Genomic DNA, 26,142 nt, shown 5'->3' with positions numbered 1-26,142 from the left:
GCAGTTCAGTAGCCTGTCGGCATTGAAATGCCTCTTTCAATCTAGTGGATTTGATAGCAGAGAGGAGCCGATGGCCCCTCTCTTCATTACGCAGTTTATTTCGCCAGCATCGGCCCTAAAAAACGCGCCGTGTGGGATTCCTTGTTGGCGCAGATCTCCTCCGGCGTGCCGGTGACCAGGATGCGGCCGCCCCCCGAGCCCCCCTCCGGGCCCAGATCGACAATCCAGTCGGCGGTTTTGATGACGTCCAGGTTGTGCTCGATGATGACGATGGTGTTGCCGCGATCCCGCAGCTGGTGCAGCACCTTGAGCAACTGCTGGATGTCGTGGAAGTGCAGCCCTGTGGTCGGTTCGTCCAGGATGTAGAGGGTCTGGCCGGTATCCCGCTTGGAGAGCTCGCGCGCCAGCTTGACCCGCTGCGCCTCGCCCCCCGACAGGGTGGTGGCCGACTGGCCGAGCCGAATGTAGGAGAGGCCCACGTCCATCAGGGTCTGCAGCTTGCGCGCCACCGCAGGCACCGGATCGAAGAAGGCGCGCGCGTCCTCCACCGTCATCTCGAGGATCTCGTGGATGTTCTTGCCCTTGTACTTCACCTCCAGGGTCTCGCGGTTGTAGCGCTTGCCCTTGCAGACGTCGCACGGTACGTAGACATCCGGCAAGAAATGCATCTCCACCTTGATGACGCCATCCCCCTGGCACGCCTCGCAGCGGCCCCCCTTGACGTTGAAGGAGAAGCGGCCCGGCTGGTAGCCGCGCGAGCGCGCCTCCTGGGTGCCGGAGAGCAGCTCGCGGATCGGGGTGAACAGGCCGGTGTAGGTGGCCGGGTTGGAGCGCGGGGTACGGCCGATGGGGCTCTGGTCGATGTCCACCACCTTGTCCAGGTGCTCCAGCCCCTCGATGCTGCGATAGGGAGCCGGGGTCGACTCGGTCGCCTTGTTGAGCTCCCGATGGGCGATGCGAAACAGGGTGTCGTTGATCAGGGTCGACTTGCCGGAGCCGGAGACCCCGGTGACGCAGGTCATCACCCCGATGGGCAGATCCAGGTTGACGTTACGCAGGTTGTTGCCGCTCGCCCCTTTCAATTTCAACCACTTGTCGGTGAGCGGCGTGCGCTCTGCCGGAATAGCGATCTGCTTGCGACCGGAGAGGTAGTCACCGGTCAATGACTCGGGGTTCGCAATGATCTCCGCCGGTGTCCCTTGGGCGACGATGGCGCCGCCGTGCACCCCGGCCCCCGGGCCGATATCGAGCACGTGGTCGGCGAGGCGAATAGCATCCTCGTCGTGCTCCACCACGATCACCGTGTTGCCGAGATCGCGCAGATGGGTCAGGGTCTTGAGCAGCCGCTCGTTGTCGCGCTGGTGCAGGCCGATGGAAGGCTCATCCAGCACATACATGACCCCCACCAGACCGGCCCCGATCTGGCTGGCCAGCCGGATCCGCTGTGCCTCACCACCGGAGAGGGTCTCGGCGCTGCGCGACAGGCTCAGGTAGTTGAGACCCACGTTCACCAGGAAGCCGAGCCGCTCGACGATCTCTTTGAGGATCTTCTCGGCAATCTGGGCGCGCTGGCCGGTCAGGTTCAACCCTTCGAAGAAGGCCAGCGCATCGCCGATGGACTGCTCGGCAATGGCCGGCAGGTTGCGGTTCTCGACGAAGACGTGGCGCGCCTCTTCCCGCAGCCGGCTGCCGCCGCAACTGGTGCAGGATTTGTTGGCGATGTATTTGGCCAGCTCTTCACGCACCGAGTTGGATTCGGTCTCCCGGTAGCGGCGCTCCATGTTGTGCAGGATCCCCTCGAACGGGTGCTTGCGCACAACCACATCGCCGCGGTCGTTCATGTAGCGGAACTCCACGTCGCCGCGTCCGGAGCCACGCAGGATCACCTCCTGCACCTTGGGTGGCAGATCCTCCCAAGGCGCCTCCAGATCGAAGTCGTAATGCTCGGCCAGGGATTTGAGCATCTGGAAGTAGTAGAAGCTGCGCTTGTCCCAACCGCGGATGGCGCCACCGGCCAGGCTCTGGCCCGGATCGTGGATCACCTTGTCCGGATCGAAGTACTGCTGCACCCCGAGACCGTCGCAGGTGGGGCAGGCGCCGGCCGGGTTATTGAAGGAGAAGATGCGCGGCTCCAGCTCCGAGACCGAGTGGCCACACTCGGGGCAGGCGAAGTTGGCCGAGAAAGTCAGGGTCTCCCCCTCATCTCCGTCCATGGGCGCCACCAGGACGATGCCGCCGGAGAGAGTCAGCGCCGTCTCGAACGACTCGGCGAGGCGTTGCTGCAGATCGTCACGCACCTTGAAGCGGTCCACCACAACCTCGATGGTGTGCTTCTTTTGCAGCTCCAGGGTCGGGGGATCCGAGAGATCACACACCTCCCCGTCGATGCGGGCACGGATATAACCCTGGGCCGCCAGGTTCTCCAGCAGCTTGACGTGCTCCCCCTTGCGGTTGCGCACCACGGGGGCAAGCAGCATCAGCTTGGCGCCTTCCGGCTGGGCCAGCACCTGGTCCACCATCTGGCTGATGGTCTGGGCGGTGAGCGGGATGCCGTGGGTCGGGCAGCGCGGCTCGCCGACCCGGGCAAACAGCAGACGCAAGTAGTCGTAAATTTCGGTGATGGTGCCGACCGTGGAGCGCGGGTTGTGGGAGGTGGACTTCTGTTCGATGGAGATGGCCGGGGAGAGCCCCTCGATGTGGTCCACGTCCGGCTTCTCCATCAGGGAGAGGAACTGGCGGGCATAAGCGGAGAGCGACTCCACATAACGGCGCTGCCCCTCGGCATAGAGGGTATCGAACGCCAGGGAGGATTTGCCCGAGCCGGAGAGGCCGGTGACCACGATCAGCTTGTCGCGGGGCAGGGTCAGGTTGATGTTCTTGAGGTTGTGGGTGCGAGCACCCCGGACCACGATCTTTTCCATCTTGTTGCACGCTCGATACACAGACCAGAGCGAGCCAGTATGGCACAGAGACTACTGGATGAATAGACAGGCATTATCTATCGCGGTTATCCTTTTTGACGATAAGCGGCCACGCCGGAGCGGGTTGTCAACAGAGACCCTTCACCCGCCGCCTGACCTGCGAGTACGCTCGCTGGATGATGCGCAGGGGCGCATCAGCTGTTACTATTGTGCGCTAAACCTGTGCCAGGTAATCAGCGATCATCAGCCTGACTGCTACAAGGGTTATAGAAAACCATGTTGTTCAATGCGATAACAGCATGGCACAGATAAAAATCGCGGAACTCATTTGGTTGGCCCAGGCTTGCTGCCTGGCCGGAATATAAAGGTGGAAGAGAGATTATGGCCAGTCGAGGCATCAATAAAGTCATTCTGATCGGTAACCTCGGGCAAGACCCGGAAGTACGCTACATGCCGAGTGGCGGTGCTGTGACCAACATTACCCTGGCCACCTCTGAAACCTGGCGCGACAAGCAAACCGGCGAGCAGAAAGAGCGCACCGAATGGCACCGCGTCGTCTTCATGGGCAAGCTGGCCGAAGTCGCCGGTGAATACCTGAAAAAGGGTTCCCAGGTCTATGTGGAAGGCAAGCTGCAAACCCGCAAATGGCAGGATCAGAGCGGCCAGGAACGCTACACCACCGAAGTGCTGGTCGACAGCTTCAGCGGCGTGATGCAGATGCTGGGTGGCCGTCCGCAAGGCGCCGGTCAGGGTATGGGTGGCCAGAACCAGGGTGGCTGGGGCCAGCCGCAGCAGGCCATGCAGCAGCCGATGAACCAGCAGCGTCCCGCTCCGCAGCAGAACATGCAGCAGCAGGGTGGTTACGGCCGTCCGGCTCAGCAGCCCCAGTCAGCTCCGCCGGTCTATAACGAGCCGCCGATGGATTTCGACGACGATATTCCGTTCTAAAATGAAGCAATGCAAAAGCCCTGCCTAGCCAGGGCTTTTTTTGAGCTGCCAGTAAGCAGAATTTTGCCAGTTTAAGGCACTCCAACCAGATTGATGTATCGACAGGATCGTTCGTACGAGGTGCGATGAAGCTGATTGTCCATGTCCTGCTGTTGCTGATCGCCCTTGCCCCCGGATGCCTGCTGGCAAAACCTCTCAGGGTCGGAGTCAGTTTTGCCATTCCTCCCTATGTCATCGAAGGGGAAAAGCGTGGCATAGAACTGGATCTGCTGACGCAAGCCTTTACCGGCACCCAATACCAGCTTCAGTTCGAATTTCTGCCGCTGGAGCGCACCTTTCGCATGTTCAAGTCCGGCAAACTGGATGCCATCATCAACGTCAGACCCGGCATGATGGATAGCCGCTTCCTGACCCAACCTGTCATCACCTTTCATAACCGGGTCTTTACCCTGTACGACCACCCCGTCACCACCCTGGATGAGCTGCGACACCTGAGAGTCACCTCTTTTCAGCGCGCGAAAGTCATCCTGGGAGAACACTTTGCCACCATGGTCAGCCAGAATCCCCGCTATGAAGAGGTTGCCAAGCAGCAAGGCCAGGTACACCAGCTGCTGCGTGGCAGAGTCGATGCCATCGTGCTGGAAGAGCGGGTGTTCTACTACTATCTGGACCAGCTGATCACCCATCCCCATTCCGGCGAACGCTATCAACGAGCCCAGATCAATCAGGCGGATCTGTTCCCTCCCACCATCTATCACTTTGCGTTTCGCTCACCCGACACACGGGAATTGTTTGACCGCCAGCTCGCAGCCATGAAGCAGGATGGTCGCTATCTGAAAGTATTCGAGACATACGGCGCCACGCCCTGACGCACAAACATAAAAGCCAGCCCATCACAGGCTGGCTTTGTACTGGCTCCGGAGGAACAACAGCAAGAGGAGCGTTACTTCATTGCGCTGCCATTTTTCAGCTCGGCTTTTTGCCGCTTGGCTTCGCGTTTTTCCTTCAGTGACATCTGCGGTTTTTTCTTGGCATCTTTGCCGTTGTGATGTTCTTTGTTACTCATCATCAAACTCCAAAAATGTTACCCAGACAGTTGGTCCCGTGAGGGCGCCAGCATGTCATCCGAATCATCAACATCAGTACGCTTGGTGCGATGGCGCAAGGCCATCACCAGAGCCAGCATACCCCCGCCATGCCCCGGGATCCAGCCCGGTTTCCGCGCAAACTTGCCGCTGCGACAATTTTCCGATCGTTCTGTTCTGGCAATAAAAAAACGCGATTAACGATCGTCATTTTGATATGACACCGCCAAATAATTTATATGCATTTGCCAGATGAAATATATGTGACTGCAAAGAACAATATTTTAATAAGCATTCTCACTATCACCGGAAACATAATATTACAAAGTGGCACGGATTATTTGGTGGCTGAAATATATAATGCACCACTTTGCAAATGCCGTTATTGAGTCAGGAACCCGAATCATGTCCCGAAAATCTCGCGCAGCCCTGGTCTCCGTCTGTTCCAATATCAGCCTGATCATCATGAAGCTGGTGGCCGGTCTCATCAGCGGGTCGGTCAGCATCATCTCGGAAGCCATTCACTCGGCCATGGATCTGGTCGCCGCCCTGATCGCCCTGTTTGCGGTGAAGAAATCGGATCTGCCCCCCGACGAGCACCACCCCTATGGTCACGACAAGATTGAAAATGTCTCCGGCGTCATTGAAGCACTGCTGATCCTGCTGGCCGCTGGCTGGATCATGGTTGAAGCCATCGGCAAGCTGCTCAACCCCTCCCCCATAGAGAGCATCGGCTGGGGTGTGCTGGTGATGGTGATCTCGGCTCTGGTCAACAGTGTCGTCTCGGCGTACCTCTACAAGGTGGCCAGAGAAGAGGAGTCCGTCGCCCTGGCTGCCGATGCCCTTCATCTCAAGGCCGACGTGCTCACCTCTGCCGGCGTGGCTGCCGGGCTTGGCGGTATCTGGCTGGCCAGCCTGTTTGGCTACTCTCTTGCCATCCTGGATCCCCTGGTGGCCATCGGTGTCGCGCTGTTTATCGTCAAGGAAGCCATCGCCATGCTGATGGAAGCCTTTCACCCCCTGATCGATCGCAGCATGAGTCCCGAGGAACTGGCGATGACCAGCCGCATCATCACCGACTGCTGCCCACCGGGTGCCGATTTTCACGATCTGCGCAGCCGCCGAGCGGGTCGTCGTCGCCATATCGATTTTCACCTCACCCTGCCGACCACCATGAGCATCGGCGAAGCCCACACCATCTGTGACCGGATAGAGGAGGCCATCATGCAGCAGCTGCCGCACGCCATCGTATTGATCCACGTCGAACCTGATGAACAGAGCGGGGCTCTCGCGGCAACCCCCTGCTGATGGTCCTATCAGGCGGAGCTGGGTTTCTTACTGCCTTGCTCCCGCCTGTTCGCCCTTCCACTTCATTTCTGCGCAAATGATCCGCCACTCCCTTTGACAGGAAAAATGAGATGTGATGGCATTTCTCGAAAATGCAAGAACATTACCCATTGTCTCTATGCGATTGAAAAATATCATCTTTGTGACGCTACCAAGGAAAACTTGCTGTTACATATGTGCGATTTCAAGATAAAGTTTGCTTTAGAAATGGGAGAGTGTTCTAATCCTTCACGATGGTTCGGCAGTTCAGACCTGTTTATGTTAGGCAGACATTTTAGTAAAGCAGTGATTACAATAGGCGTTATCTTTATAATTCCTGTCAAATAATTCTCCTTCTTTAGTGCTCCCCATACGTATTGCTGACGAATAATCACCGACTGCCGTAATGGCATTTCAAACACTATTTAAAGAGAAATTATTATGTCTAACAAAGTGACTGGTACTGTTAAGTTCTTCAACGCCGAGAAAGGTTTTGGTTTCATCTCCCCGGTTGACGGCAGCAAGGACGTGTTCGTTCACTTCTCCGCCATCCAGTCCAACGGTTTCAAAACCCTGGAAGAAGGTCAGCGCGTAGAGTTCACCATCGAACAAGGCCAGAAAGGCCCGGCAGCTGCCAACGTCGTTGCCCTGTAATTCAGGTCAAACCGTCTGGCGATGACTCATGCCATTGGCTGAGTACACTGCAAGCATTGAAAAAACCCGCCTTGGCGGGTTTTTTGTTATCCATATGTCACTCCTTTAACCTCCCACCAGACAACCAGCATCACACATGCCTCTCCTGCTCGAGTCGCTTTGGCTCGAAAAAAAATCCCGAATGGCTCCTTATGTGGAGATCTTGACGAAAATTTCGGGTTATCCGCTGCTTTTGTCGCGATTTCTTGCTATTTTGCGCGCCACCAACGCAAACGATTTCCTTCACACTTTCAGGATTAGTTATGGCAAAGCAAGATATGGCCGCCCAATCAGGGAACGGCGGCTTTCTGGACTCTTATTTTTCCATTTCTGCGCGCGGCAGTAGCGTGCGTCAGGAGCTGGTTGCGGGGCTGACCACCTTCCTGGCCATGGTCTACAGCATCATAGTGGTGCCAAACATGCTGGGTGCCGCCGGCTTCGAGCAGGGTCCCGTCTTCGTGGCTACCTGCTTGATCGCCGCCTTCGGCTCCCTGCTGATGGGTCTGTGGGCCAAGTTGCCCATGGCCATCGGTTGTGCCATCTCCCTCACCGCCTTTACTGCCTTCAGCCTGGTGCTGGGGCAAGGGCTGAGCATCCCGGTGGCGCTGGGCGCCATCTTCCTGATGGGGGTGCTGTTCACCCTGATCAGCGTCACCGGTGTGCGCCAATGGATCCTCGATAACCTCCCCTCCGGCATCGCCCACGGTACCGGCATCGGGATCGGCCTGTTCCTGCTGCTGATCGCCACCAACGGCGTCGGCATGGTGATCAAGAACGAAGGGGCCGGTCTGCCGGTCCAGCTCGGTGAAGTGACCGCCTTCCCCGTCATCATGACGGTACTGGGTCTGGCCGCCATCTTCGGTCTGGAGCGCCGCAAGGTGCCGGGCGGCATCCTGATGGTGATCATCGCCATCTCCATCCTCGGCCTCATATTCGACCCGAAAGTGACCTGGCAGGGCTTCTTCGCCATGCCGAGCCTGACCGGCGAGAAAGGCTCTCTGGTAGGCAGCATGGATCTGCTGGGCGCCCTCAACCCGGTGGTCATCCCCACCGTGCTGGCACTGGTGATGACAGCCGTATTTGACGCCACCGGCACCATCCGTGCCGTAGCTGGCCAGGCCGGCCTTATCAACGAGCGTGGCCACATCATCAGTGGCGGCAAGGCCCTGACCGCCGACTCCGTCAGCAGCATGGTGGCGGGCGCCGTCGGTGGTGCACCGGCCGCGGTCTACATTGAATCGGCCGCAGGTACTGCCGCCGGTGGCAAGACGGGTCTGACTGCCACCCTGGTTGGCGTGCTGTTCCTGCTGATGATCTTCCTCTCCCCGCTGAGCTATCTGGTACCGGCCTACGCCACCGCACCGGCCCTGATGTACGTGGGTCTGCTGATGCTGGGCAACGTTACCAAGCTGGACTTCAGCGATTCGGTCGATGCTCTCTCCGGCATGCTGTGCGCCGTCTTTATCGTGCTGACCTGCAACATAGTCACCGGCATCATGCTGGGCTTCGTGGCGCTGGTGATTGGCCGCCTGTTTGCCGCCGAGTGGAAAAAGCTCAACATCGGCACCGTCATCATCGCCGTGGCGCTGGTGATCTTCTACGCCGGTGGCTGGGCCATCTAATACCTCCGGTTATCGAAAAGGGCTCCTGCGGGGGCCCTTTTTCGTGGTTGTGACCCGGCTAACATTTCCCCTTTATTCCACCCGTCGGTGTTTCAGTTTGGAACAACCAGCGCCCTCAGGCTGTTTCAGATCCGAACCGGAACGGCCGTCATTTTTCTCCCGCTTTCTCTCGCTAGACTGGCTCTACCAACCATTTGCCCACCATACGGTGGCAAGCCAAGGAGTGAGCCATGAAGAAACTGATCAATGCCGTCGATGCCGTGGTCCGTGAACAACTGATGGGGATGGCTGCCGCCCATCCCGAGCTCAAGGTCCGTATCGAACCCCACTACATCACCCGCGCCGATGCCCCCGTACAAGGCAAGGTGGCGCTGGTCTCCGGCGGTGGCAGCGGCCACGAGCCGATGCACGGCGGTCTGGTGGGCAAGGGCATGCTGGATGGTGCCTGTCCCGGCGAGATCTTCACCTCGCCCACGCCGGATCAGATGTATGAGTGTGGGCAGGCGGTCGACGGCGGTGCCGGCGTGCTGTTTCTGGTGAAGAACTACACCGGCGACGTGCTCAACTTCGAGACCGCTGTCGAACTGCTGCACGGTGACGGGGTCAAGGTGGGCTTCGCCCTCATCGATGACGACGTGGCGGTCAAAGACAGTCTCTACACCGCGGGCCGTCGCGGCGTCGCCACCACAGTGCTGTGTGAAAAACTGGTAGGTGCCGCCGCCGAGGCGGGCTATGACCTGGCGCGCTGCGAGGCCCTGGCCCGCCGCGTCAACAATCAGAGCCGCACCATTGGGGTGGCCATGCACGCCTGCACAGTGCCGGCCGCCGGCAAGCCCTCCTTCACCCTGGCCGACAACGAGGTGGAATTCGGGGTCGGCATCCATGGCGAGCCGGGCATCGAGCGCCGCCCCTTCACCGACCTCAACGCCCTGGTGGACGACATGTTCAAGGAGCTGACTGACAACCGTCCCTATGGCCGTACCCTGCGTCACTGGGATCGCGCCAGTGGCAGCTGGCAGGAGGAGCACACCTTTATCGAGCCGCTCAACAAGGGCGACCGGGTCATCGCGCTGGTCAACAGCCTGGGGGGAACCCCCATCTCCGAGCTCTACGGCGTCTATGGCCGGCTCGCCACCCTGTGTGAAGAGGCGGGCATTCATCTGGTGCGCAACCTGATCGGTCCCTACTGCACCTCTCTCGACATGACCGGCATCTCCATCACCCTGCTCAAGGTGGATGACGAGCTGATGACCCTGTGGGATGCCCCCGTTCACACCCCCGCCCTGCGTCGCGGCTGCTAAGGAATGTCCATGTTAAGCAAGCATCAAATCGTCAACTGGCTGCTCGACTGCGAGCACATATTCACCGATCAGCGCGACTACCTGACCGCGCTGGATACCGACATCGGCGACGGGGATCACGGCCTCAACATGCAGCGCGGCTTTGCCAAGGTGGCCGAAAAGCTGCCGGCAGTGGCGGACAAGGACATCGGCCAGGTGCTGAAAACCACCGGCATGACTCTGCTCTCCTCCGTGGGGGGCGCCAGCGGCCCCCTCTACGGCACCTTCTTCATCCGTGCCGCGGCCAGCAGCGATGCCTGCCAGAGCCTGAACCTGAACCAGCTTTGCAAGATGTTGAGCGACGGGGTGGAGGGGATCGTCTCCCGCGGTCGCGCCGAGCCGGGCGACAAGACCATGTGCGACGCCTGGTGGCCCGCCCTGGCTGCACTGCAACAGGCCGAGCAGCAGGGTCTGCCGCTGCCCGAGGCGCTGGACAAGGCGGTGGCAGCCGCCACTGCCGGCACCGAGTCCACCATACAGATGCAGGCCCGCAAGGGGCGCGCCAGTTATCTCGGCGAACGCAGCATAGGCCATCAGGATCCCGGGGCCACCTCGACCCTGTTGCTGTTGACCGCCCTGCGTGACAGAGCGAGGTTGTAAACATGATAGGAATCGTAGTTGTCTCTCACAGCGCCACCCTGGCGGCCGGTCTGCAGGAACTGGCCGGTCAGCTGGGTAGCCCGGCCCGGTTGCGGCTGGCGGCCGGGGTCAATGACCCCGACCACCCCATCGGAACCGATGCCATCGCAGTGATGAGTGCGATCGAAGAAGCGGATGACGGCAGTGGCGTGCTGGTGCTGATGGATCTTGGCAGCGCTCTCTTGAGCGCCGAGACCGCCCTCGAGCTGCTGCCCCCCGAGCTGAGTGCACGGGTACGACTCTGCCCTGCCCCGCTGGTCGAGGGCACCCTGGCCGCCGTGGTGGCAGCCGGCTCCGGCCTCAGCCTGGACGAGGTGGCCGCCGAGGCGCTGGGGGCACTGGGCCCGAAACAGGCCATGCTGCCGACCGAAGCGTCTCAAGACACTGCCGACCCAACCCCGGCCGCCGAGCAAGGCTGGCTGAGCTGCGAAGTGGTGGTAGAGAATGCCCACGGTCTGCACGTGCGCCCCGCCGCCCGTCTGGTGGCCAGCCTCAAGCCCTTCACCGCCGAGCTGAAACTGCAAAAGGGGGAGAAAGAAGCCAATCCCCGCAGCCTGACCCGGCTCGCCATGCTCGACGTGCGCCAGGGGGATCGCCTGACCCTGCTGGCCCGCGGAGAGGATGCCGAGGCAGCACTGGCCTGCTTCCGGCAGCTTGCCGATGAGCGTTTCGGCGACTGACCGCCGCTCACCGGTCTGCTGTTTCAGGCGCCGTATCGGCCCGATTCGCCGCACATTTGGCGCCTTTTCAAGACGAGGTGCTCCGGGGCTATCCCCGGACACTTCGCCCCGATTCTCACAGAAAGAGGGATAGAAAATGGATCGCATCATCATCAGCCCCAGCAAATATGTACAAGGCAACGGGGCCCTCGCCAATCTCGGCAACTACGTCAAGGCGCTCGGCAGCAGGCCGTTGATCCTGGCCGATGCCTTCGTCACCAGACTGGTGGGTGACACGGTCGCCACCAGCTGCCACGGGGCCGGGATCCAGCCCGAGTTCGACTGCTTCAACGGCGAGTGCTCCCGCCCCGAGATCGACCGGCTGCTGGCCCGCTGCAACCAGACGCCCTTTGACGTCATCATCGGCATCGGCGGCGGCAAGACGCTCGATACCGCCAAGGCTGTCGCCTTCTACCAGAAACTGCCAGTAGTCATAGTGCCGACCATCGCCTCCACCGATGCCCCCACCAGCGCGCTGGCTGTCATCTATACCCCACAGGGGCAGTTCAGCGAATACCTGATGATCCCGACCAACCCCGACATGGTCATCATGGATACCGGTGTCGTCTCCCGCGCGCCGGTGCGGCTGTTAGTCTCCGGCATGGGGGATGCGCTCTCCACCTACTTCGAGGCGCGCGCCAACAAGGTTTCCGGCTGCCAAACCATGGCCGGTGGCGCTTCCACCCTGGCGGCCCAGGCCATCGCCGAGCTCTGCTACCAAACCCTGCTGGCCGATGGTTACAAGGCCAAGCTGGCGGTGGAACAGGGGCTCTGCACCAAAGCGGTGGAAAACATCATCGAGGCCAACACTTATCTCAGCGGCATCGGCTTCGAGAGCAGTGGTCTCGCCGCCGCCCACGCCATCCACAACGGCCTGACCCAGCTTGATGAGTGCCATCACCTCTACCACGGCGAGAAGGTGGCGTTCGGTACTCTGGTGCAACTGGTGCTGGAGAATGCCCCCATGGCGGAGATCGAGACAGTGCTGGGTTTCTGCCGTTCGGTGGGCCTCCCGACCAACCTGCACATGATGGGGGTCAAGGAGCTGGATATGGCACGCTTGATGGACGTGGCCAGGGCCTCCACCGCCGAGGGCGAGACCATCCACAACATGCCGTTCAAGGTCACCGCGGAGGATGTGCTGGCGGCCATCGTCACCGCCCACCAACTGGGGCTGTAACGACACGCTGGCCATATGAAGAGGCCCCGCCATTGCGGGGCCTTGTTGTTTTGCGCCTTTCCGGTGGCACAGACCGATGAACAGTCGTTATCCGTGGTAGTCGGCGGGATCGATACCGAGGGTTTTCAGCCGCCGCCAGAGAGTAGTGCGGCCTATGCCAAGCTGCCTGGCCATCAGACTGACCTGCCCCTTGCAGGCGTGAGCGGTGCGCAGGATGGCCTGGCGCTCCAGCTCGGCCAGGGTAAGCAGCGGCTGCCCCACCACCTCGTCTTCAACCAGTCGATAGCCATGACGAATGGCGGCCGGCAGCGCCTCCGGCGGGATCTGCGCCTGGCTGGAGTGAAGCAGGGCATGCTCGATGGCGCTGCGCAGCTCCCCCAGATTGCCGGGCCAGGAATAGGCCTGCAGACAGTCGAGGGCCGCCGGGCTGAAGTGGCGCACCGGCTCACGCCCCTGCGCCGCCAGCTGCTGGCTGATAAGGCCGGGCAGATCCGCCGTGCGCTCGCGCAGGCTCGGCAACCAGAGCTCGCACGCCTGCAGGGCATAGAGCAGCTGACGTCCGAAACGTCCCTCCTGCACCTTCTGCTCCAGCGGCGCGCTGCTGGTGGCGATAATCCGCACCTTGAGCGGCAACACGCGAGCCGAGTCGAAGCGCTGGATGCGACCTGTCTTGAGCAACTGCAGCAAGGCTGCCTGCATGGGGGCAGGCAGAAATTCCACCTGTTCCAGCACTAGCGTGCCGCCGTGGGCCAGCTCGAACTTGCCGGCCCGCTCCTGCCCTGCTTCGTCGGAGCCCATCAGCTCCAGTGCCATCCGCTCGCTCGGCAGTGCCTGACAATTGAGGGTGACGAGGGGGCCGGCTGCCCGATCGCTGCCGAAATGGATGGCCTCGGCCAGCTGGGCCTTGCCCACCTCCTCTTCACCGCGCAGCAGGACTGGCCCCTGCCCCTGAGCCGCCTGACGGGCGTAGCGCAGCAGCTTGCGCATAGCGCTCGACTCCCCCACCAGCGCCGACAGCTCGGGCACCGTCTGGCGCAACTGATGAATGGCGCGCAGCCTGTCGACCGGATGGAGCAGGACGATAAAGCTGACCCCATCCGGCCCGGGCAACGGCTTGAGGCTCACCAGCGCATTGATGAACTCCCCTGTGCCCGTGCGCTCCAACGTCACCTCCACGTGGCTGAGCGGCGTCTGCCCCTTGATGGCGAGTTGCAGTCGCTGGGGCAGCAGCAGGTGCAGCTCCAGCGGCTGGCCGAGGCAGAGATCCGGCTCAAGCCGCAGTCGCCTGGCCGCCAGGGCGTTGAGGTAGCGCAGCCGGCCCTGGGGATCCCAGGCTAGCACGCCGTCATCCATGCCATCGAGCAGGGCGTAAAGCTCGCTCAAATGGTGCTGGGACTCCTGCATCAGGCGCTCCGCCTGCAGCAGATGGGCCAGTTCGCGGCCGGCACTGACGGTGAGCGCCAGATCCCCCGCCGTCGCCCCTTCCACCTTGCAGATCAGGGCAACGATGGCGACCTGGCGGCCATTACTGTTGTAAACCGGGCTGGCGCAGCAGTGCCACGGGTGCAGGGTGTGGTTGAAATGCTGGGAGCCGCTGACGCAGAGCGGCATCCCCTCCAGCGCTGCCAGATTGATGGCATTGGTGCCGATGCGCCCCTCGCTGAAGAAGGCGCCGGGGCCAAAACCCAGCGCATCGAGCGCCTTCAGGGTCTCGCCGTGGCCGGTGCGGGCCAGCAGGCAGCCGCTCTCGTCGGTGAGCAGCAGGGCGCAGGGGCGTTCTTCCATAAATTCGTAGAGATCTTCGAGGGCCATCTCGCCGGTGGTGAGCAGCTCCCGCTTGCGCTGACGCAGGCTTTGCAAAGTCTGCCCCCTGGCGCAGTGAGGCGGGTGCCAGAGTGTCGCGCTGGTCTGGTGGGCACAGCGCAGCCAGGAGGCCTGCAGATAGTCAGGCCAGGGCTGCAGTGGCTGAAGGTCAGATGGTATGGTCACAGCAATATCCGGCAAGATGTTAGCCGACCATTTAACCACTCTTGCAGGCCCGATTCAGTGACCTGCCTCAGAGGGTGGCAACCCCGTCCTCATCCCGGTCAGGTTCGCCCCCGGCAAATTGCTGGCCAAGCCAGTGGCAGAAGGCGCGGCACTCCGGCATCGCCCCGCACTTCTGATATGTCACCTCGATCACACTCCTGACTTGTTCACAAAGAGGAGACCGAGCAGCACTTTCCATAGACGCACCTTAAGTGTATTTTTGCTCAGTAGCGAAAAACAGAGCCAAAGGGAAATGTTTGACGAATGTGTTCAGCACAATATGCAGGTCGGTAATGTTGTGATTTAAAATGTATTTTCGTGGCGGCGTTCAGGGCGAACCGGAGTTATATGGAAGGCTCTATTAACGGATTAGTACCGCCTTCTATCTAATCACTGTTGAATTTTTAGGAGAAATCGGTGGAATGGATTGGAAAAATTATAGAAGCAGCTAAACTACCAACAAAATTTATCGTGGTTATATTTTCGGTTTCTTTTGCTTTATTGTTTTTGTCCGAAGAAACATTGACCTCTCTGAAGTTAGCCGACTTTGTAAAGAAATTCGGACTTTATATCGGTATCACTGCTCTTACCTCTGGTACTTTACTTGCAATTGAATCTATTAGTTACATGTGGAATAGGGTTACAGATAGTATTTATTCTCGGAAATTTAAAAAGTCTTCCTTAGAACGCCTAAACAAACTTGATCCATCAGAAAAGTCAGTATTGAGAGAATTCTATTTGCAAGGACAGAACTCTCTTAAACTACCAATGGATCATCCTGTTGTAGCAGGTTTAATAAATGTGGGGATTCTTCAGCTAATTGGACAGCATGGAAGAAGGTCTGTAGCTGGAATGTTATTTAGTATGAAGATATCAGATTTTGTTAGAGAAAATTTAACCTACGATCTACTTGATTTGCCAAACGGCGAGCCGTCTCACCAAGAAATTGAGTTTCTAAAAAGTAATAGACCACCATTTATGAATTCTATTTTTCGAGAAGAGTCATTGTTTAATGGTTGGTAAATTTAACAAGGCCAAGCTGCATCACGCACTTCGTGCACTGTACCTCGCTAGGCTCGGTTGCTGTTGGCGTCGTTAGGTTCGATTAGCCGTAAGGCGTAATCGGACATTCGCGTAAATCGATTATCCCGCGATAACGACCACCCGTATTTCCCCTCTGACAGATGCCGTTGACTCACGGAAACTTCGGGACAGCAGCATCTCGATCATCCGATTACGCTTCGCTAATCGAACCTGCATGGGACGGTAATAAACAAAATAGCCGCCCATTGGGCGGCTCTATGCATCAGCTATTTATGGCTGAATCGTCACTCAGCCTTGGGCGGTGCAGCGACGGCGGTCGCCTCTGGCAGGTGATCTCCTTCCTTGATCCAGGCATCCAGCAAGGTGTAACCCACCGCCAACACCACCGGGCCGATAAAGAGACCGATGATCCCCATGGTCAGCAGGCCGCCGATAACCCCCACCAGAATGAGGATAAGGGGCAGGTCGGCACCGCGCTTGATCAGGAAGGGGCGCAGGAAGTTGTCCATGGTGCCCGCGATCAGCGACCACACCAGCAGGAAGGTGCCCCAGGTGGTATCACCGCTCCAGTAGAGATAGCCGATACAGGCCAACAACACGGGGAAGGGGCCGATCTGGGCGACGATCAGGATGAACATCACCACCACCAGCACCATGGTGTAGGGAATGCCGGCAATCCACAGACCCAGACCTGCCACCGAGGATTGTACGATGGCGGTCACCACCACCCCCATGGCCACAGCGCGGATCGCCTGGGAGGCCAGCACGGTGGCATTGTCGCCGCGCTCCCCCGCCAGACGATGGGCAAAGCGGCGGATGCCGGTCGCGACCATTTCCCCCGAGTGATAAAGCACACCGCAGATCCCCACGGTCAGCAGGAAGTGGACAAACAGCAGGCCCAGATTGCCGGCCTGGGAGGCGAGCCAGCGGGCGGTCTGGCCAAAATAGGGGGCCAGCTTGGCAAACAACACCTGACCACCGCTGGCCAGGATCTGCTGCCAGAAGTCATAGAGTTTGGCGCCCACCAGCGGGATCTGTTGCAGCCAGAGCAACTCGGGCGGCGGCGAGTGGCTGATACTGGTGCCCAGCTCGATCAGCATGGGCGCCTTCTCCGCCACGTTCGCCAGGGTCATGAACAGCGGAATGACGAACATCAGCAACAATCCCAGCGTCATGGTCAGCGCCGCCAGCGTGCGCTTGCCCCACAGCAGGCGCTGCACCATCAGCATCAGCGGCCAGGTCGCGATGGTGATCATGGTGGCCCACACCAGCGCGGGCAGAAAGGGGCGCAGCACCATGAAGCAGGAGATGATGAGGATGCTGATAAACAGCACCCCCAGGGTTATCTTGGCCAGATCCACTTTTTTCATATTCATAGCGTTCCCTTATCGGGGCCCATTCCCCGGGGTAGAGAGTCAGTATTCAGGAGAGACAGTATCCACCAGAGACCGGCGCTCAACCAGAGCCCCAGTCCGAAAAAGAGCGACAGCTGGCCGAGCAGGATCCCCAGCGAACTGCTGGTAAGCAGCGGCAGGGCCCACAGGCCGGTTCCCAAAAGCGCGCCACCTGCCAGCGTGACGACACCGGTCAGCAAGGGAGGATGGCCACCTCGCGCCAGCGAAGCGGTTCCCCCCAGCCAAAGCCCGAGGGCAACCACGCCAATCCCGGCCAGATGGGTCGACTGGGCCCAGCCAGCGCTGACCAAGGCAAACGTGGTCAGCACCAGCCAGCCAGTGGCTCGGGCGTCATGGCGCCAGGCGCTTCGCATCGCCAGCACCAGGGCGCCAAGCAGCAGCCCAACTGCCACGTCCGAGATAAAGTGCACACCGAGCCAGACTCGCGCCAACCCTGTGGTGAGAGCCAGCACCAGCGCCAGCAGGGTGGCCCGCCAGCGGTGCGCCGGCCACAACCAGCCGAGCAGCGCCCCCCAGAACACCATGGCCGAGGCGGTGTGGCCGCTCGGCATGCCGAATCCCTGGGCACTGCTGGCCGCAAGCTCCGGCAACAAATGGAAAGGACGTGGCCAGCCGATGCTCTCCTTGCCCACCTGCACCAGCAGGCCGAGCCAGAGCATGGCAAACAGCAGTTGGCGCAACCGTGGCCAACCCAGCAGAGGCAGCAGCAAAGGTATCAGGGCCAGCTGAAAGCCTCCTGAACCAAACAGGTTGCTGACCGAGAGCCACCATACATCAGGCCCCAGCCACTGCTGCAACCGCACCATCAGGGGGATTTCGGCCCGGTGCAGGCTACTGCCCTGCGCCACGAAGTCCGCTTGCCAGCTCACCTCGCTCTCAAGCACCTCGTCCAGCCACCCCTGCAACCAGTCGAGCTGATCCGGAAAGCGGCGCTCTGCGGCGGGCAGCTTATCGATGGCAATCAGACGGGCGTTGAGGATCTCTCCACCCAGATTGGGGGCCCGCAGGAGGGAGACAAATCCCGAGCCTTGCTGCGCCACTATCGGCGCCAGGGTGCGGCAGGCGAAGATCTCCGCCCGCTGCCAGCGCCCCAGCGGTTTTATCACCTCACCCGGAAGCCCGGTCTCTTCATAAAGCTCTCGCAGCGCCGCCCGGGCGGGCGTTTCCCCTTCGTCGATATAACCGCCACTGAGGCTATAGCGGGAAGAGATGCGATCCTGCACCAGCAAGACGTCGCCCTGATGCCGAATGGCACAAACGGCTGCACTTGGCGCCGTTTGCGGCGGCAATTCGGCCCCCTGCACCGGCAGGCCGGCCCCCAGGGCAATCAACAGTAACAACAGGATTTTCAACATGATCCGTCACTCAGACAAGCTGGGTGACAAGCCTCCCAGAAATCCGTCAAACGGGCAATGCCATCGCACCGGTCGCCCCTTGCCAACCCGGGCTTGCCCCCACTCCTGCGCCGCCACGATTGCGGTCAGAGGAGTGACTCCCTACTATTGAGGGCTAACCTCAATGTCACACAGCAAATGCTGGAGCCCTTAATGAGACAGTTCGGCTTTTTCCTTGGCATCTCCCTTGGTGTCATCCTGATCCTGTTTGGCAGCATCGTTATCTTCCAGGCCCTGCCCGCCGCCCTCGACGTGCTGGAGATGCCGAGCCGCATCCCCTTCGTGCGCGAGGTCTACACCTGGCTGATGAGCAGCGCCAGCGGCCTGACCGCCAATCTGGAACAGAACTTCCTGGAGGCGTTCCAGACAGTGCTCAAGCTGATCCTGCTGATCGCCTTCATGTGGGTCTGCGTCAAGCTGGTCAACATGGGGGTGCTGATCATCCGCGCCGGGGTGGATCTCATCCGTACCGCCATCGAACACAGCGAAAAAGAGCAGGGCAACAAGCCGGAGCAACAGGATCGTTTCTGATCCCGGCCCCGCCGCCCCTCGATGCCGCCCCACCAGGCGGCATTTTTATGCCTTCGACACCGTGTTGCGCCAAGCCCTGACGTTTATCCAGTCTGGCAATATTTCTCCTTTCCAATCAGCAGGCTGCCAACATGATGGTGACACGGATGCCCGCCAATGCCGGCTCCCCTGTCGCCCGGTTTCTATCCCGGCCATCGCCTCTGGTATAATCGACCGCCTCTTTTCCCCGTTATGGAGCCCGTTCATGTCCAAACATGCAGAAAGCACCCTCGAGGTTCGTCTCGACAAGTGGTTGTGGGCGGCCCGCTTCTACAAGACCCGCTCGCTGGCGCGGGATCAGATTGACGGGGGCAAGGTGCACTACAATGGTCAGCGCAGCAAACCGGGCAAACATGTGGAAGTAGGGGCACTAATCCGCTTCTGGCAGGGCCAGGATGAACGGGAAGTGCGAGTGCTGGCCCTCAGCGAGCAGCGCAAGTCGGCACCGCTGGCCCAGCAACTCTATGAAGAGACGGCTGACAGCCTGAAGAAACGGGCCGAGAACAGCGAGGCCCGCCGTTTCAACAGCCAGTTTGCCCCGAGCCCCGAACGTCGCCCCGACAAACAGGAGCGGCGCCAGTTGCTCAAGGTCAAGCAATACTGACCCGACCCATTTAACGACGGGCTGGCCACCGCGAGGCAGGAGCCAACCCGACCGATTGACCTCACCGAACAACCCAGGAATACATGATGAGCAACCAAGATCTGCTGTATCGCTATCTGTTTGAAGAGTACGAAGTACGTGGCGAGCTGGTCCAGCTGGATCACACCTATCGCCATGTGGTGGAAGCCCAGAACTACCCGGTGCAGGTGCAAAAGCTGCTGGGTGAACTGCTGGTGGCCACCAGCCTGCTGACCGCTACCCTCAAGTTCGAAGGCTCCATCACGGTGCAGCTGCAGGGGGACGGCCCGGTCCGTCTGGCCGTCATCAACGGCGACAACAACCAGCAGTTGCGTGGCGTGGCCCGCTACGAGGGCGAGCTGCCGAACGACGACAAGCTGCAGAGCCTGATCGGCAATGGCCAGCTGGTGATCACCATCACCCCGGAGCAGGGCGAGCGCTATCAGGGCATCATTGCGCTGGACGCCGACACCCTGGCGGGCTGTCTGGAGCACTACTTCGCCCAGTCCGAACAGCTGGCGACCAAGCTGTGGATCCGCACCGGTTACCATGAAGGTGCCCCGCGCGCGGCCGGCATCATGCTGCAGGAGCTGCCCGCCCAGAGCGAGGATCACAGCAATGACTTTGACCACCTGACCCAGCTCACCAGCACCATCAAGGATGAAGAGCTGTTCGGTCTGGAAGCGGAAGAGATCCTCTACCGCCTCTACCACCAGGACAAGGTACGGGTATTCGATCCGCAGGCGGTCGAGTTCCGCTGCACCTGCTCCCGCGAGCGTTGCGAAGGGGCCCTGCTGCAGATCGAGAAGGAAGAGGTCATGGATATGGTGCAGGAGCTCGGCAAGATCGACATGCACTGTGATTACTGCGGCGCCCAGTACCAATTTAATGGGATCGACGTCGAAACCCTGTTCAGCAGGGCTCCCGGCAATGATGCAAACAAGTTACACTAATTAAAGGCGGGCAAAACCCGCCTTTAACTTTAATAACAAAAAAATACCCTATTTTATAAAGTTTGATGGCGATCGCTAAACTCTACCACCTAAGTGATAGGATGGACGCCAGATAGAACCCTACAACCTCTGACCCCAGGAGAATACAATGACAATCGTGGCAGAACCCACCCTGGCCCAACAATTAGGTCTGGACCAGTACGGCATCAAAAACAGCCAGGAAATTGTACGCAACCCCTCTTACGAGCAGCTGTTCGAAGAAGAGACTCGCCCCGACCTGGAAGGATTCGAGCGCGGCGTAGTGACCGAGCTGGGCGCCGTCAACGTCAACACCGGTATCTTCACCGGCCGCTCCCCGAAAGATAAATATATCGTCAAAGACGCAACTACCCAGGATACTGTGTGGTGGTCTGACCAAGGCAAGAACGATAACAAGGCCATCACCCCGGAAGTGTGGTCACATCTGAAATCCCTGGTGACCAAGCAACTCTCCGGCAAGCGCCTGTTCGTGGTCGACGGCTTCTGCGGCGCCAACCCGGACACCCGCCTGGCCGTGCGCATCATCACCGAGGTGGCCTGGCAGGCGCACTTCGTGAAGAATATGTTCATCCGCCCGAGCGAAGAAGAACTCAAGACTTTCAAACCGGACTTCGTGGTGATGAACGGTGCCAAGTGCACCAACCCGAACTGGAAGGAGCAGGGCCTCAACTCCGAGAACTTCGTCGCCTTCAACATGACCGAGAAGATGCAACTCATCGGCGGCACCTGGTACGGTGGCGAGATGAAGAAGGGCATGTTCTCCATGATGAACTACTTCCTGCCCCTGCGCGGCATCGCCTCCATGCACTGCTCCGCCAACGTGGGTCAGGACGGCGACGTGGCCATCTTCTTCGGCCTCTCCGGCACCGGCAAGACCACCCTCTCCACCGATCCCAAGCGCCAGCTGATCGGTGACGATGAGCACGGCTGGGACGACCACGGCGTGTTCAACTTCGAGGGAGGCTGCTACGCCAAGACCATCAAGCTCTCCGAAGAGGCCGAGCCGGACATCTACCACGCCATCCGCCGCGATGCGCTGCTGGAGAACGTGACCGTAGCTGCCGACGGCACCATCGACTTCGACGATGGCTCCCGTACCGAGAACACCCGCGTCTCCTACCCCATCTACCACATCGAAAACATCGTCAAGCCGGTCTCCAAGGCGGGTCACGCCACCAAGGTGATCTTCCTGACCGCCGACGCCTTCGGTGTGCCGCCGCCGGTCGCCAAGCTGACCAAGGAGCAGACCAAGTACCACTTCCTGTCAGGCTTCACCGCCAAGCTGGCCGGTACCGAGCGCGGCATCACCGAGCCGACTCCGACCTTCTCCTCCTGCTTTGGCGCGGCCTTCCTCTCCCTGCACCCGACCAAGTACGGCCAGGAGCTGGTGAAGCGGATGGAAGCGGCGGGCGCCGAGGCCTACCTGGTCAACACCGGCTGGAACGGCACCGGCAAGCGCATCTCCATCAAGGACACCCGCGCCATCATCGACGCCATCCTGGATGGCTCCATCGAGAAGGCGCCGACCAAGGTACTGCCGATCTTCAACCTGGAAGTGCCGACCGAGCTGCACGACGTGAACCCGGCGATCCTCGACCCGCGCGACACTTACGCCGACAAGGCCGAGTGGGATGCCAAGGCGCAGGATCTGGCCCAGCGCTTTATCAAGAACTTCGAGCGCTTCACCGACAACGACGAGGGCAAGCGCCTGGTGGCGGCAGGTCCGCAGCTGTAATAACTCCTCGCGACGAGTGAATCATGCCGGTCAGCCTTGCTGACCGGCATTTTTGTTTTTTACACAGGCTCCGAACGCTGCTGGCATTGGGCTGGACGCCCGTAAACCTTGCCTTGCTCGCCCCAACGGGGTAGATTCAGCCAAACTTTATACAATATACAATTTCGTAACGCGCTATCGTGACCCTGCCATGACCCCACCCTACAAGACCCGAACCCAGATGGTGATGGAAAACCTCCGTGGCCGGATCCTCCGTGGGGAAATTCCCGCCGGCGCCCCCTTGCGCCAGGACGCCATCGCCAAGGAGCTGGCGGTGAGCCGCATCCCGGTGCGGGAAGCCCTGATGCAGCTGGAGGCCCAGGGGCTGGTGAAGTTCGAAGCCCATCGCGGCGCCGTGGTCACCATGCTGGACGCCTCGGCCATCGAGGAACTGTTTTATTTGCGAGCGTTGCTGGAAGCCGATACCCTGTTTCATGCCGTCGACAAGATGACCGAAGCCACCTTCGCGCAAGCGGAGGCGATCCTCGCCCAGTTCGATCACGCCCTGGAGTCAGGCACCCAGATCGAACACTGGGCCGAGTTGAACCACAGCTTCCACGCCACCCTCTATCAGGCTGCCGGCCGCCCCCAGGCACTGGATCTCATCGCCCAGATCAATCTGAGCTGTGACCGTTATGTCCGCTTCGAGCTGCTGTTTGCCAGCGATGGCGTGGACAAGGCGGAGCGTGAACACGCCCAGCTGCTGGAGCTATGCCGCGCCCGGCGCAAGCACGAGGCGGTGGTGCTGCTCAAGCAGCATATTGAGGCCGCAGGCCAGTCGATCAAGCGGATCCTGGACAGCAGCCACAACAACTGAACACTCATATAGCAACCATCTGGCATAACGATATGAATAATTTCGAGTTGATTGAAACCCGCGTCGCCCAAGTCAGGGCCGAGCTGGCCATGCAGGAGCTGGACGCCTTTATCATCCCCCACGATGATGAGCACCTGGGTGAGTACATCCCCGCCTACGCCGAGCGACTGGACTGGATCACGGGTTTCAACGGTTCCGCCGGCGTCGCCATCATCATGGCTCAGCGCGCCGCCCTGTTTGTCGATGGCCGCTATACGGTGCAGGCCCGCATGCAGACCCCCGCCGAGCTGTTCGAGTTTCTTCACCTGAATGACAATCCCCACGTGCAGTGGCTGACCGAACAGTTGCCGTCCGGCGCCCGGGTCGGTTTCGATGCACGTTTGCACAGCCTGACCTGGTACAAGCAAGCCAAGGCGCTGCTGGCCGAGCGCGGCATCGAGCTGGTGCGCGTCGAGCAAAACCCCATCGACCTGCACTGGACCGATCGCCCCGCGCCGACCAAGAGCCCGGTCATTCTCTACAGCGAGGAGCTGGCTGGCCAGTCCAGCCAGTCCAAGCGTGAGCTGCTGGCGGCGGATCTGCGCAAGCGCGGTCTGGATGCGGTGCTGCTGACCCAGGCCGAGCCCATCAACTGGCTGCTCAACCTGCGTGGCCGCGACATCGAGCGCTTGCCGGTGGTGCTGGGCTTTGCGGTGCTGTACGCCAACACCACTGTGGATTTCTTCGTCGATACCGACAAGATCGACTGCTTCGCCTTCAGCCAGCACGTGGGTCAGGACGTCTCCGTCTACCCCATCGACAAGCTGGGTGACGTGCTGGTACGCATCGGTGAGGATCAGCAGAAGGTGCTGGCCGACCCGGACAGCGCCAACGCCTGGACCCAGCTGGTGATGGAAGAGGCGGGCGCCATCCTGGTCGCCGGCCAGGACCCCACCATGCTGCCGAAAGCCTGCAAGAACGAGGTGGAGCTGGCCGGCATGCGCGCCGCCCACCTACGCGACGGCGTGGCCGTGACCCGCTTCCTCGCCTGGCTGGATCGGCAGATCGCCGCAGGCTCCTTCGAGGGCATGGACGAAGGCACCCTGGCCGACCAGCTGGAAGCCTTCCGCCGCGAGCAGGAACACTATATCGAGCCGAGCTTCGATACCATCTCGGCGCTGGGCCCCAACGCCGCCATGTGCCACTACCACCATGGCAACGGCACGCCGCGCCCCTTCGGTCAGGACAGCCTCTATCTGGTGGACTCCGGCGGTCAGTATCTGGACGGCACCACCGATATCACCCGCACCATCAAGGTGGGTGAGGTGACCGACGAACAGAAAGCCATGTTCACCCGGGTGCTGCAGGGCCACATCGCCCTGGATCAGGCCCGCTTCCCGCGCGGCACCGCCGGTATCCAGCTCGATGTGCTGGCCCGCATGCCGCTGTGGCAGGCCGGCTACAACTATGACCATGGTACCGGTCACGGGGTCGGCCACTTCCTCAGCGTGCACGAAGGTCCGCAGCGCATCTCTCCGAAAGGGAGCATGGTCCCCCTGCAACCGGGCATGGTGCTCTCCAACGAACCGGGTTACTACCGGGAAGATGCCTTCGGCATCCGCTGTGAGAATCTGGTGGTGGTGACCGAGCAGGAGCAGGTTGGCGAGCTGCCGATGCTGGGCTTCGAGCGCCTGACCTATGTGCCGTTCGATATTCGCCTCATCGATCGCAGCCTGCTGAGCCCGGACGAGTTCCGCTGGATCAACGAATACCATGCCGAGGTGTTCCGCCGCCTGAGTCCGCTGCTCGACGGGGACGATCTCGCCTGGCTTGAGCAGGCAACCAGCCTCATCTGATGACACAGGGCCCACGGGCCCTGTTTTTTTGCCTCCCCTTTTGACCTGTATCAACACCCCCGGCGGGCGGGTCAGGAAAATGGCGCCCATGAAAAGTCATCATGCCAGCCCAGCCGGGGGCTCACACGCTGCTACTCACAGCGAGACGAGTGACCACCCCAGACTGATGCGCGAGCAAAAGACGGTCAGCGCCATGATCCGCCTCTACTGCCAGCATCATCACCAGGATCCCCATTGCCAACGCTGCCACCAGCTCAGGGATTTTGCCTACCAAAGGCTCAATCGCTGTCGCTATGGCCACGATCACAAACCGACCTGCGCCAACTGCAGCATCCACTGTTACGCCTCCGTGATGCGCAAGCAGATCCTCCAGGTCATGAAATGGAGCGGCCCGCGCATGTTGTGGCATCACCCCTGGCTAACCCTGCGCCACCTGCTCGACCGCTTGCGCAAGGCGCCCAAACTGCCCCACAGTCGCCCGCTGCCGCCCTGAATGCCCCCTTGCATCGGGCAAGGGATGGCCAGTACCCTATGGCTCCTTTGTTGCCGTTGACCTCCCGCTCAACGGCGAACTGCTGTAAACATGGAGTCCTGATGCACCACACCCCGCCCGTTTTGCGCACCGCCACCCATGCCGACATGCACGGGATCTGGCAGATCGATGCCAAGGTCTTTGGCGAGGATCTCTATCCGGCCTTTTTCTTCCGCCAGGCCATGGATCTGTGGCCACAGCTGCTGCTGGTGGCAGAGCATGAAGGGCATCTGGTGGGCTATGTGCTGGGGGGATTTGGCCAGGATCGCGCGCAAGGCTGGGTGCTGTCGCTGGCGGTGCTGCCAGAGGCACGCGGATTCGGTCTGGCCGAGCGGATGATGCGCCAGATGGAGGTCAACCAGCGCGCCCTGAACGTCGACGAGCTGCGCCTCACCGTCGATCCCGCCAACCCGGCCCAGCGTCTCTACTACCGCCTCGGCTACCAGTTGATGGAGGAAGTCGCAGGCTACTTCGGCCCGGGAGAAGATCGCCTGGTGCTGGCGAAAAAACTCTCTGGTACAGGCTGGATTCAAGGACAAAGCCACCCTCAGGACACATAATTGGTTACATTTTGCCAATTTCATGTGCAACCGGGTTGGAGTAGAGTGCGACTCACCAACCAGATTGTTCAAATTGCGTGCAGTGC

General features: G+C 60.5%; 23 protein-coding genes. 18 read left to right on the top strand and 5 right to left on the bottom strand.

Translation table 11 applies throughout. The features are described from left to right. Positions 1-95: 95 nt before the first annotated feature. On the bottom strand, positions 96-2,921 hold the full coding sequence (uvrA, locus tag LA321_RS08570) for an excinuclease ABC subunit UvrA (protein WP_042070347.1): 2,826 nt from the start codon (positions 2,919-2,921) through the stop codon (positions 96-98). 381 nt (positions 2,922-3,302) lie between these two features. Here uvrA and LA321_RS08565 point away from each other — a divergent pair, with 381 nt between their 5' ends. Continuing rightward, a complete protein-coding gene (locus tag LA321_RS08565; RefSeq protein ID WP_026456622.1) occupies positions 3,303-3,869 on the top strand; it encodes a single-stranded DNA-binding protein in 567 nt (188 codons plus the stop codon). Positions 3,870-3,994: 125 nt separating this feature from the next. Further along, positions 3,995-4,738, top strand: a complete 744-nt coding sequence (locus LA321_RS08560; RefSeq protein WP_042070346.1) for a substrate-binding periplasmic protein — start codon at positions 3,995-3,997, stop codon at positions 4,736-4,738. 74 nt (positions 4,739-4,812) lie between these two features. Here the strand turns inward: LA321_RS08560 and LA321_RS20225 are convergent, their stop codons facing one another. Then, a complete protein-coding gene (locus tag LA321_RS20225; protein ID WP_019445191.1) occupies positions 4,813-4,938 on the bottom strand; it encodes a hypothetical protein in 126 nt (41 codons plus the stop codon). A 421-nt stretch (positions 4,939-5,359) separates the two neighbouring features. Here LA321_RS20225 and LA321_RS08555 point away from each other — a divergent pair, with 421 nt between their 5' ends. From LA321_RS08555 to LA321_RS08525, 7 genes are all read left to right on the top strand, one after another. Then, a complete protein-coding gene (locus LA321_RS08555) occupies positions 5,360-6,262 on the top strand; it encodes a cation diffusion facilitator family transporter (protein ID WP_042029080.1) in 903 nt (300 codons plus the stop codon). Between the two features lie 459 nt (positions 6,263-6,721). Beyond that, positions 6,722-6,934, top strand: coding sequence for a transcription antiterminator/RNA stability regulator CspE (cspE, locus tag LA321_RS08550; RefSeq protein WP_026458175.1), 213 nt, complete (start codon positions 6,722-6,724; stop codon positions 6,932-6,934). Between the two features lie 302 nt (positions 6,935-7,236). Then, positions 7,237-8,595 carry an NCS2 family permease gene (locus tag LA321_RS08545; RefSeq protein ID WP_026458174.1) on the top strand — a complete coding sequence of 453 codons (1,359 nt, stop codon included), beginning with the start codon at positions 7,237-7,239 and terminating at the stop codon, positions 8,593-8,595. 230 nt (positions 8,596-8,825) lie between these two features. Beyond that, positions 8,826-9,896 (top strand): dihydroxyacetone kinase subunit DhaK, encoded by a 1,071-nt coding sequence (gene dhaK / locus LA321_RS08540; protein ID WP_042070344.1) that lies wholly within the window; start codon positions 8,826-8,828, stop codon positions 9,894-9,896. A gap of 9 nt (positions 9,897-9,905) precedes the next feature. Continuing rightward, positions 9,906-10,535 (top strand): dihydroxyacetone kinase subunit DhaL, encoded by a 630-nt coding sequence (dhaL, locus tag LA321_RS08535; protein ID WP_042070343.1) that lies wholly within the window; start codon positions 9,906-9,908, stop codon positions 10,533-10,535. A 2-nt stretch (positions 10,536-10,537) separates the two neighbouring features. Next, the gene (dhaM, locus tag LA321_RS08530) at positions 10,538-11,254 is read left to right on the top strand and encodes a dihydroxyacetone kinase phosphoryl donor subunit DhaM (protein WP_042070341.1); all 717 of its coding nucleotides are present in this window, start codon (positions 10,538-10,540) and stop codon (positions 11,252-11,254) included. 136 nt (positions 11,255-11,390) lie between these two features. Then, positions 11,391-12,473, top strand: a complete 1,083-nt coding sequence (locus LA321_RS08525) for a glycerol dehydrogenase (protein WP_042070340.1) — start codon at positions 11,391-11,393, stop codon at positions 12,471-12,473. Positions 12,474-12,560: 87 nt separating this feature from the next. Here LA321_RS08525 and dhaR read toward each other — a convergent pair whose 3' ends face one another. After that, positions 12,561-14,456 (bottom strand): dihydroxyacetone kinase operon transcriptional regulator DhaR, encoded by a 1,896-nt coding sequence (gene dhaR / locus LA321_RS08520; RefSeq protein WP_042070361.1) that lies wholly within the window; start codon positions 14,454-14,456, stop codon positions 12,561-12,563. A gap of 462 nt (positions 14,457-14,918) precedes the next feature. Between dhaR and LA321_RS08515 the strand changes: the two genes are divergently transcribed. Next, positions 14,919-15,524: a superinfection exclusion B family protein gene (locus LA321_RS08515; protein WP_082043375.1), complete on the top strand. Its 606-nt coding sequence runs from the start codon at positions 14,919-14,921 to the stop codon at positions 15,522-15,524. 305 nt (positions 15,525-15,829) lie between these two features. On the opposite strand, the gene ydiK is transcribed toward LA321_RS08515, so the two are convergent. Both ydiK and LA321_RS08505 read right to left on the bottom strand, forming a co-directional pair. Continuing rightward, positions 15,830-16,921, bottom strand: coding sequence for an AI-2E family transporter YdiK (ydiK, locus tag LA321_RS08510; protein ID WP_042070339.1), 1,092 nt, complete (start codon positions 16,919-16,921; stop codon positions 15,830-15,832). Continuing rightward, entirely contained in the window at positions 16,918-18,315 is a 1,398-nt protein-coding gene (locus LA321_RS08505; protein ID WP_042070338.1) for a phosphatase PAP2 family protein, read from the bottom strand. Before LA321_RS08505 ends, ydiK begins: the two co-directional genes overlap by 4 nt. 192 nt (positions 18,316-18,507) lie before the next feature. Here LA321_RS08505 and LA321_RS08500 point away from each other — a divergent pair, with 192 nt between their 5' ends. The 8 genes from LA321_RS08500 (at position 18,508) to LA321_RS08465 (ending at position 26,056) form a co-directional block, all read left to right on the top strand. Continuing rightward, a complete protein-coding gene (locus LA321_RS08500) occupies positions 18,508-18,885 on the top strand; it encodes a hypothetical protein (protein WP_042029063.1) in 378 nt (125 codons plus the stop codon). A gap of 244 nt (positions 18,886-19,129) precedes the next feature. After that, on the top strand, positions 19,130-19,528 hold the full coding sequence (gene hslR, locus LA321_RS08495; RefSeq protein ID WP_026455848.1) for a ribosome-associated heat shock protein Hsp15: 399 nt from the start codon (positions 19,130-19,132) through the stop codon (positions 19,526-19,528). 86 nt (positions 19,529-19,614) lie between these two features. Next, positions 19,615-20,499 (top strand): Hsp33 family molecular chaperone HslO, encoded by an 885-nt coding sequence (gene hslO / locus LA321_RS08490; RefSeq protein WP_042029062.1) that lies wholly within the window; start codon positions 19,615-19,617, stop codon positions 20,497-20,499. 148 nt (positions 20,500-20,647) lie between these two features. Next, entirely contained in the window at positions 20,648-22,273 is a 1,626-nt protein-coding gene (gene pckA / locus LA321_RS08485; RefSeq protein ID WP_042070336.1) for a phosphoenolpyruvate carboxykinase (ATP), read from the top strand. 190 nt (positions 22,274-22,463) lie between these two features. Then, on the top strand, positions 22,464-23,129 hold the full coding sequence (locus LA321_RS08480) for a GntR family transcriptional regulator (RefSeq protein ID WP_026455845.1): 666 nt from the start codon (positions 22,464-22,466) through the stop codon (positions 23,127-23,129). Positions 23,130-23,161: 32 nt separating this feature from the next. Then, entirely contained in the window at positions 23,162-24,964 is a 1,803-nt protein-coding gene (locus tag LA321_RS08475; RefSeq protein ID WP_042070334.1) for an aminopeptidase P family protein, read from the top strand. A gap of 88 nt (positions 24,965-25,052) precedes the next feature. After that, a complete protein-coding gene (locus LA321_RS08470) occupies positions 25,053-25,457 on the top strand; it encodes a nitrous oxide-stimulated promoter family protein (protein WP_042070333.1) in 405 nt (134 codons plus the stop codon). Positions 25,458-25,558: 101 nt separating this feature from the next. Further along, complete coding sequence (locus LA321_RS08465; protein WP_042029059.1) at positions 25,559-26,056, top strand: GNAT family N-acetyltransferase; 498 nt, start codon at positions 25,559-25,561, stop codon at positions 26,054-26,056. Positions 26,057-26,142 lie beyond the last annotated feature (86 nt).

It is taken from the genome of Aeromonas enteropelogenes (assembly GCF_020097295.1).
GTDB lineage: Bacteria > Pseudomonadota > Gammaproteobacteria > Enterobacterales > Aeromonadaceae > Aeromonas > Aeromonas enteropelogenes.
The sequence above is the reverse complement of the archived record's forward strand: the minus strand, read 5'-3'. Positions and strand labels throughout refer to the sequence as shown.

Bases quoted from the DNA above. Each gene is read 5' to 3' on its own strand.
- uvrA (WP_042070347.1), bottom strand. From the start codon at position 2,921: ATGGAAAAGATCGTGGTCCGGGGTGCTCGCACCCACAACCTCAAGAAC.
- LA321_RS08565 (WP_026456622.1), top strand. From the start codon at position 3,303: ATGGCCAGTCGAGGCATCAATAAAGTCATTCTGATCGGTAACCTCGGG.
- LA321_RS08560 (WP_042070346.1), top strand. From the start codon at position 3,995: ATGAAGCTGATTGTCCATGTCCTGCTGTTGCTGATCGCCCTTGCCCCC.
- LA321_RS20225 (WP_019445191.1), bottom strand. From the start codon at position 4,938: ATGATGAGTAACAAAGAACATCACAACGGCAAAGATGCCAAGAAAAAA.
- LA321_RS08555 (WP_042029080.1), top strand. From the start codon at position 5,360: ATGTCCCGAAAATCTCGCGCAGCCCTGGTCTCCGTCTGTTCCAATATC.
- cspE (WP_026458175.1), top strand. From the start codon at position 6,722: ATGTCTAACAAAGTGACTGGTACTGTTAAGTTCTTCAACGCCGAGAAA.
- LA321_RS08545 (WP_026458174.1), top strand. From the start codon at position 7,237: ATGGCAAAGCAAGATATGGCCGCCCAATCAGGGAACGGCGGCTTTCTG.
- dhaK (WP_042070344.1), top strand. From the start codon at position 8,826: ATGAAGAAACTGATCAATGCCGTCGATGCCGTGGTCCGTGAACAACTG.
- dhaL (WP_042070343.1), top strand. From the start codon at position 9,906: ATGTTAAGCAAGCATCAAATCGTCAACTGGCTGCTCGACTGCGAGCAC.
- dhaM (WP_042070341.1), top strand. From the start codon at position 10,538: ATGATAGGAATCGTAGTTGTCTCTCACAGCGCCACCCTGGCGGCCGGT.
- LA321_RS08525 (WP_042070340.1), top strand. From the start codon at position 11,391: ATGGATCGCATCATCATCAGCCCCAGCAAATATGTACAAGGCAACGGG.
- ydiK (WP_042070339.1), bottom strand. From the start codon at position 16,921: ATGAATATGAAAAAAGTGGATCTGGCCAAGATAACCCTGGGGGTGCTG.
- LA321_RS08505 (WP_042070338.1), bottom strand. From the start codon at position 18,315: ATGTTGAAAATCCTGTTGTTACTGTTGATTGCCCTGGGGGCCGGCCTG.
- LA321_RS08500 (WP_042029063.1), top strand. From the start codon at position 18,508: ATGAGACAGTTCGGCTTTTTCCTTGGCATCTCCCTTGGTGTCATCCTG.
- hslR (WP_026455848.1), top strand. From the start codon at position 19,130: ATGTCCAAACATGCAGAAAGCACCCTCGAGGTTCGTCTCGACAAGTGG.
- hslO (WP_042029062.1), top strand. From the start codon at position 19,615: ATGAGCAACCAAGATCTGCTGTATCGCTATCTGTTTGAAGAGTACGAA.
- pckA (WP_042070336.1), top strand. From the start codon at position 20,648: ATGACAATCGTGGCAGAACCCACCCTGGCCCAACAATTAGGTCTGGAC.
- LA321_RS08480 (WP_026455845.1), top strand. From the start codon at position 22,464: ATGACCCCACCCTACAAGACCCGAACCCAGATGGTGATGGAAAACCTC.
- LA321_RS08475 (WP_042070334.1), top strand. From the start codon at position 23,162: ATGAATAATTTCGAGTTGATTGAAACCCGCGTCGCCCAAGTCAGGGCC.
- LA321_RS08470 (WP_042070333.1), top strand. From the start codon at position 25,053: ATGAAAAGTCATCATGCCAGCCCAGCCGGGGGCTCACACGCTGCTACT.
- LA321_RS08465 (WP_042029059.1), top strand. From the start codon at position 25,559: ATGCACCACACCCCGCCCGTTTTGCGCACCGCCACCCATGCCGACATG.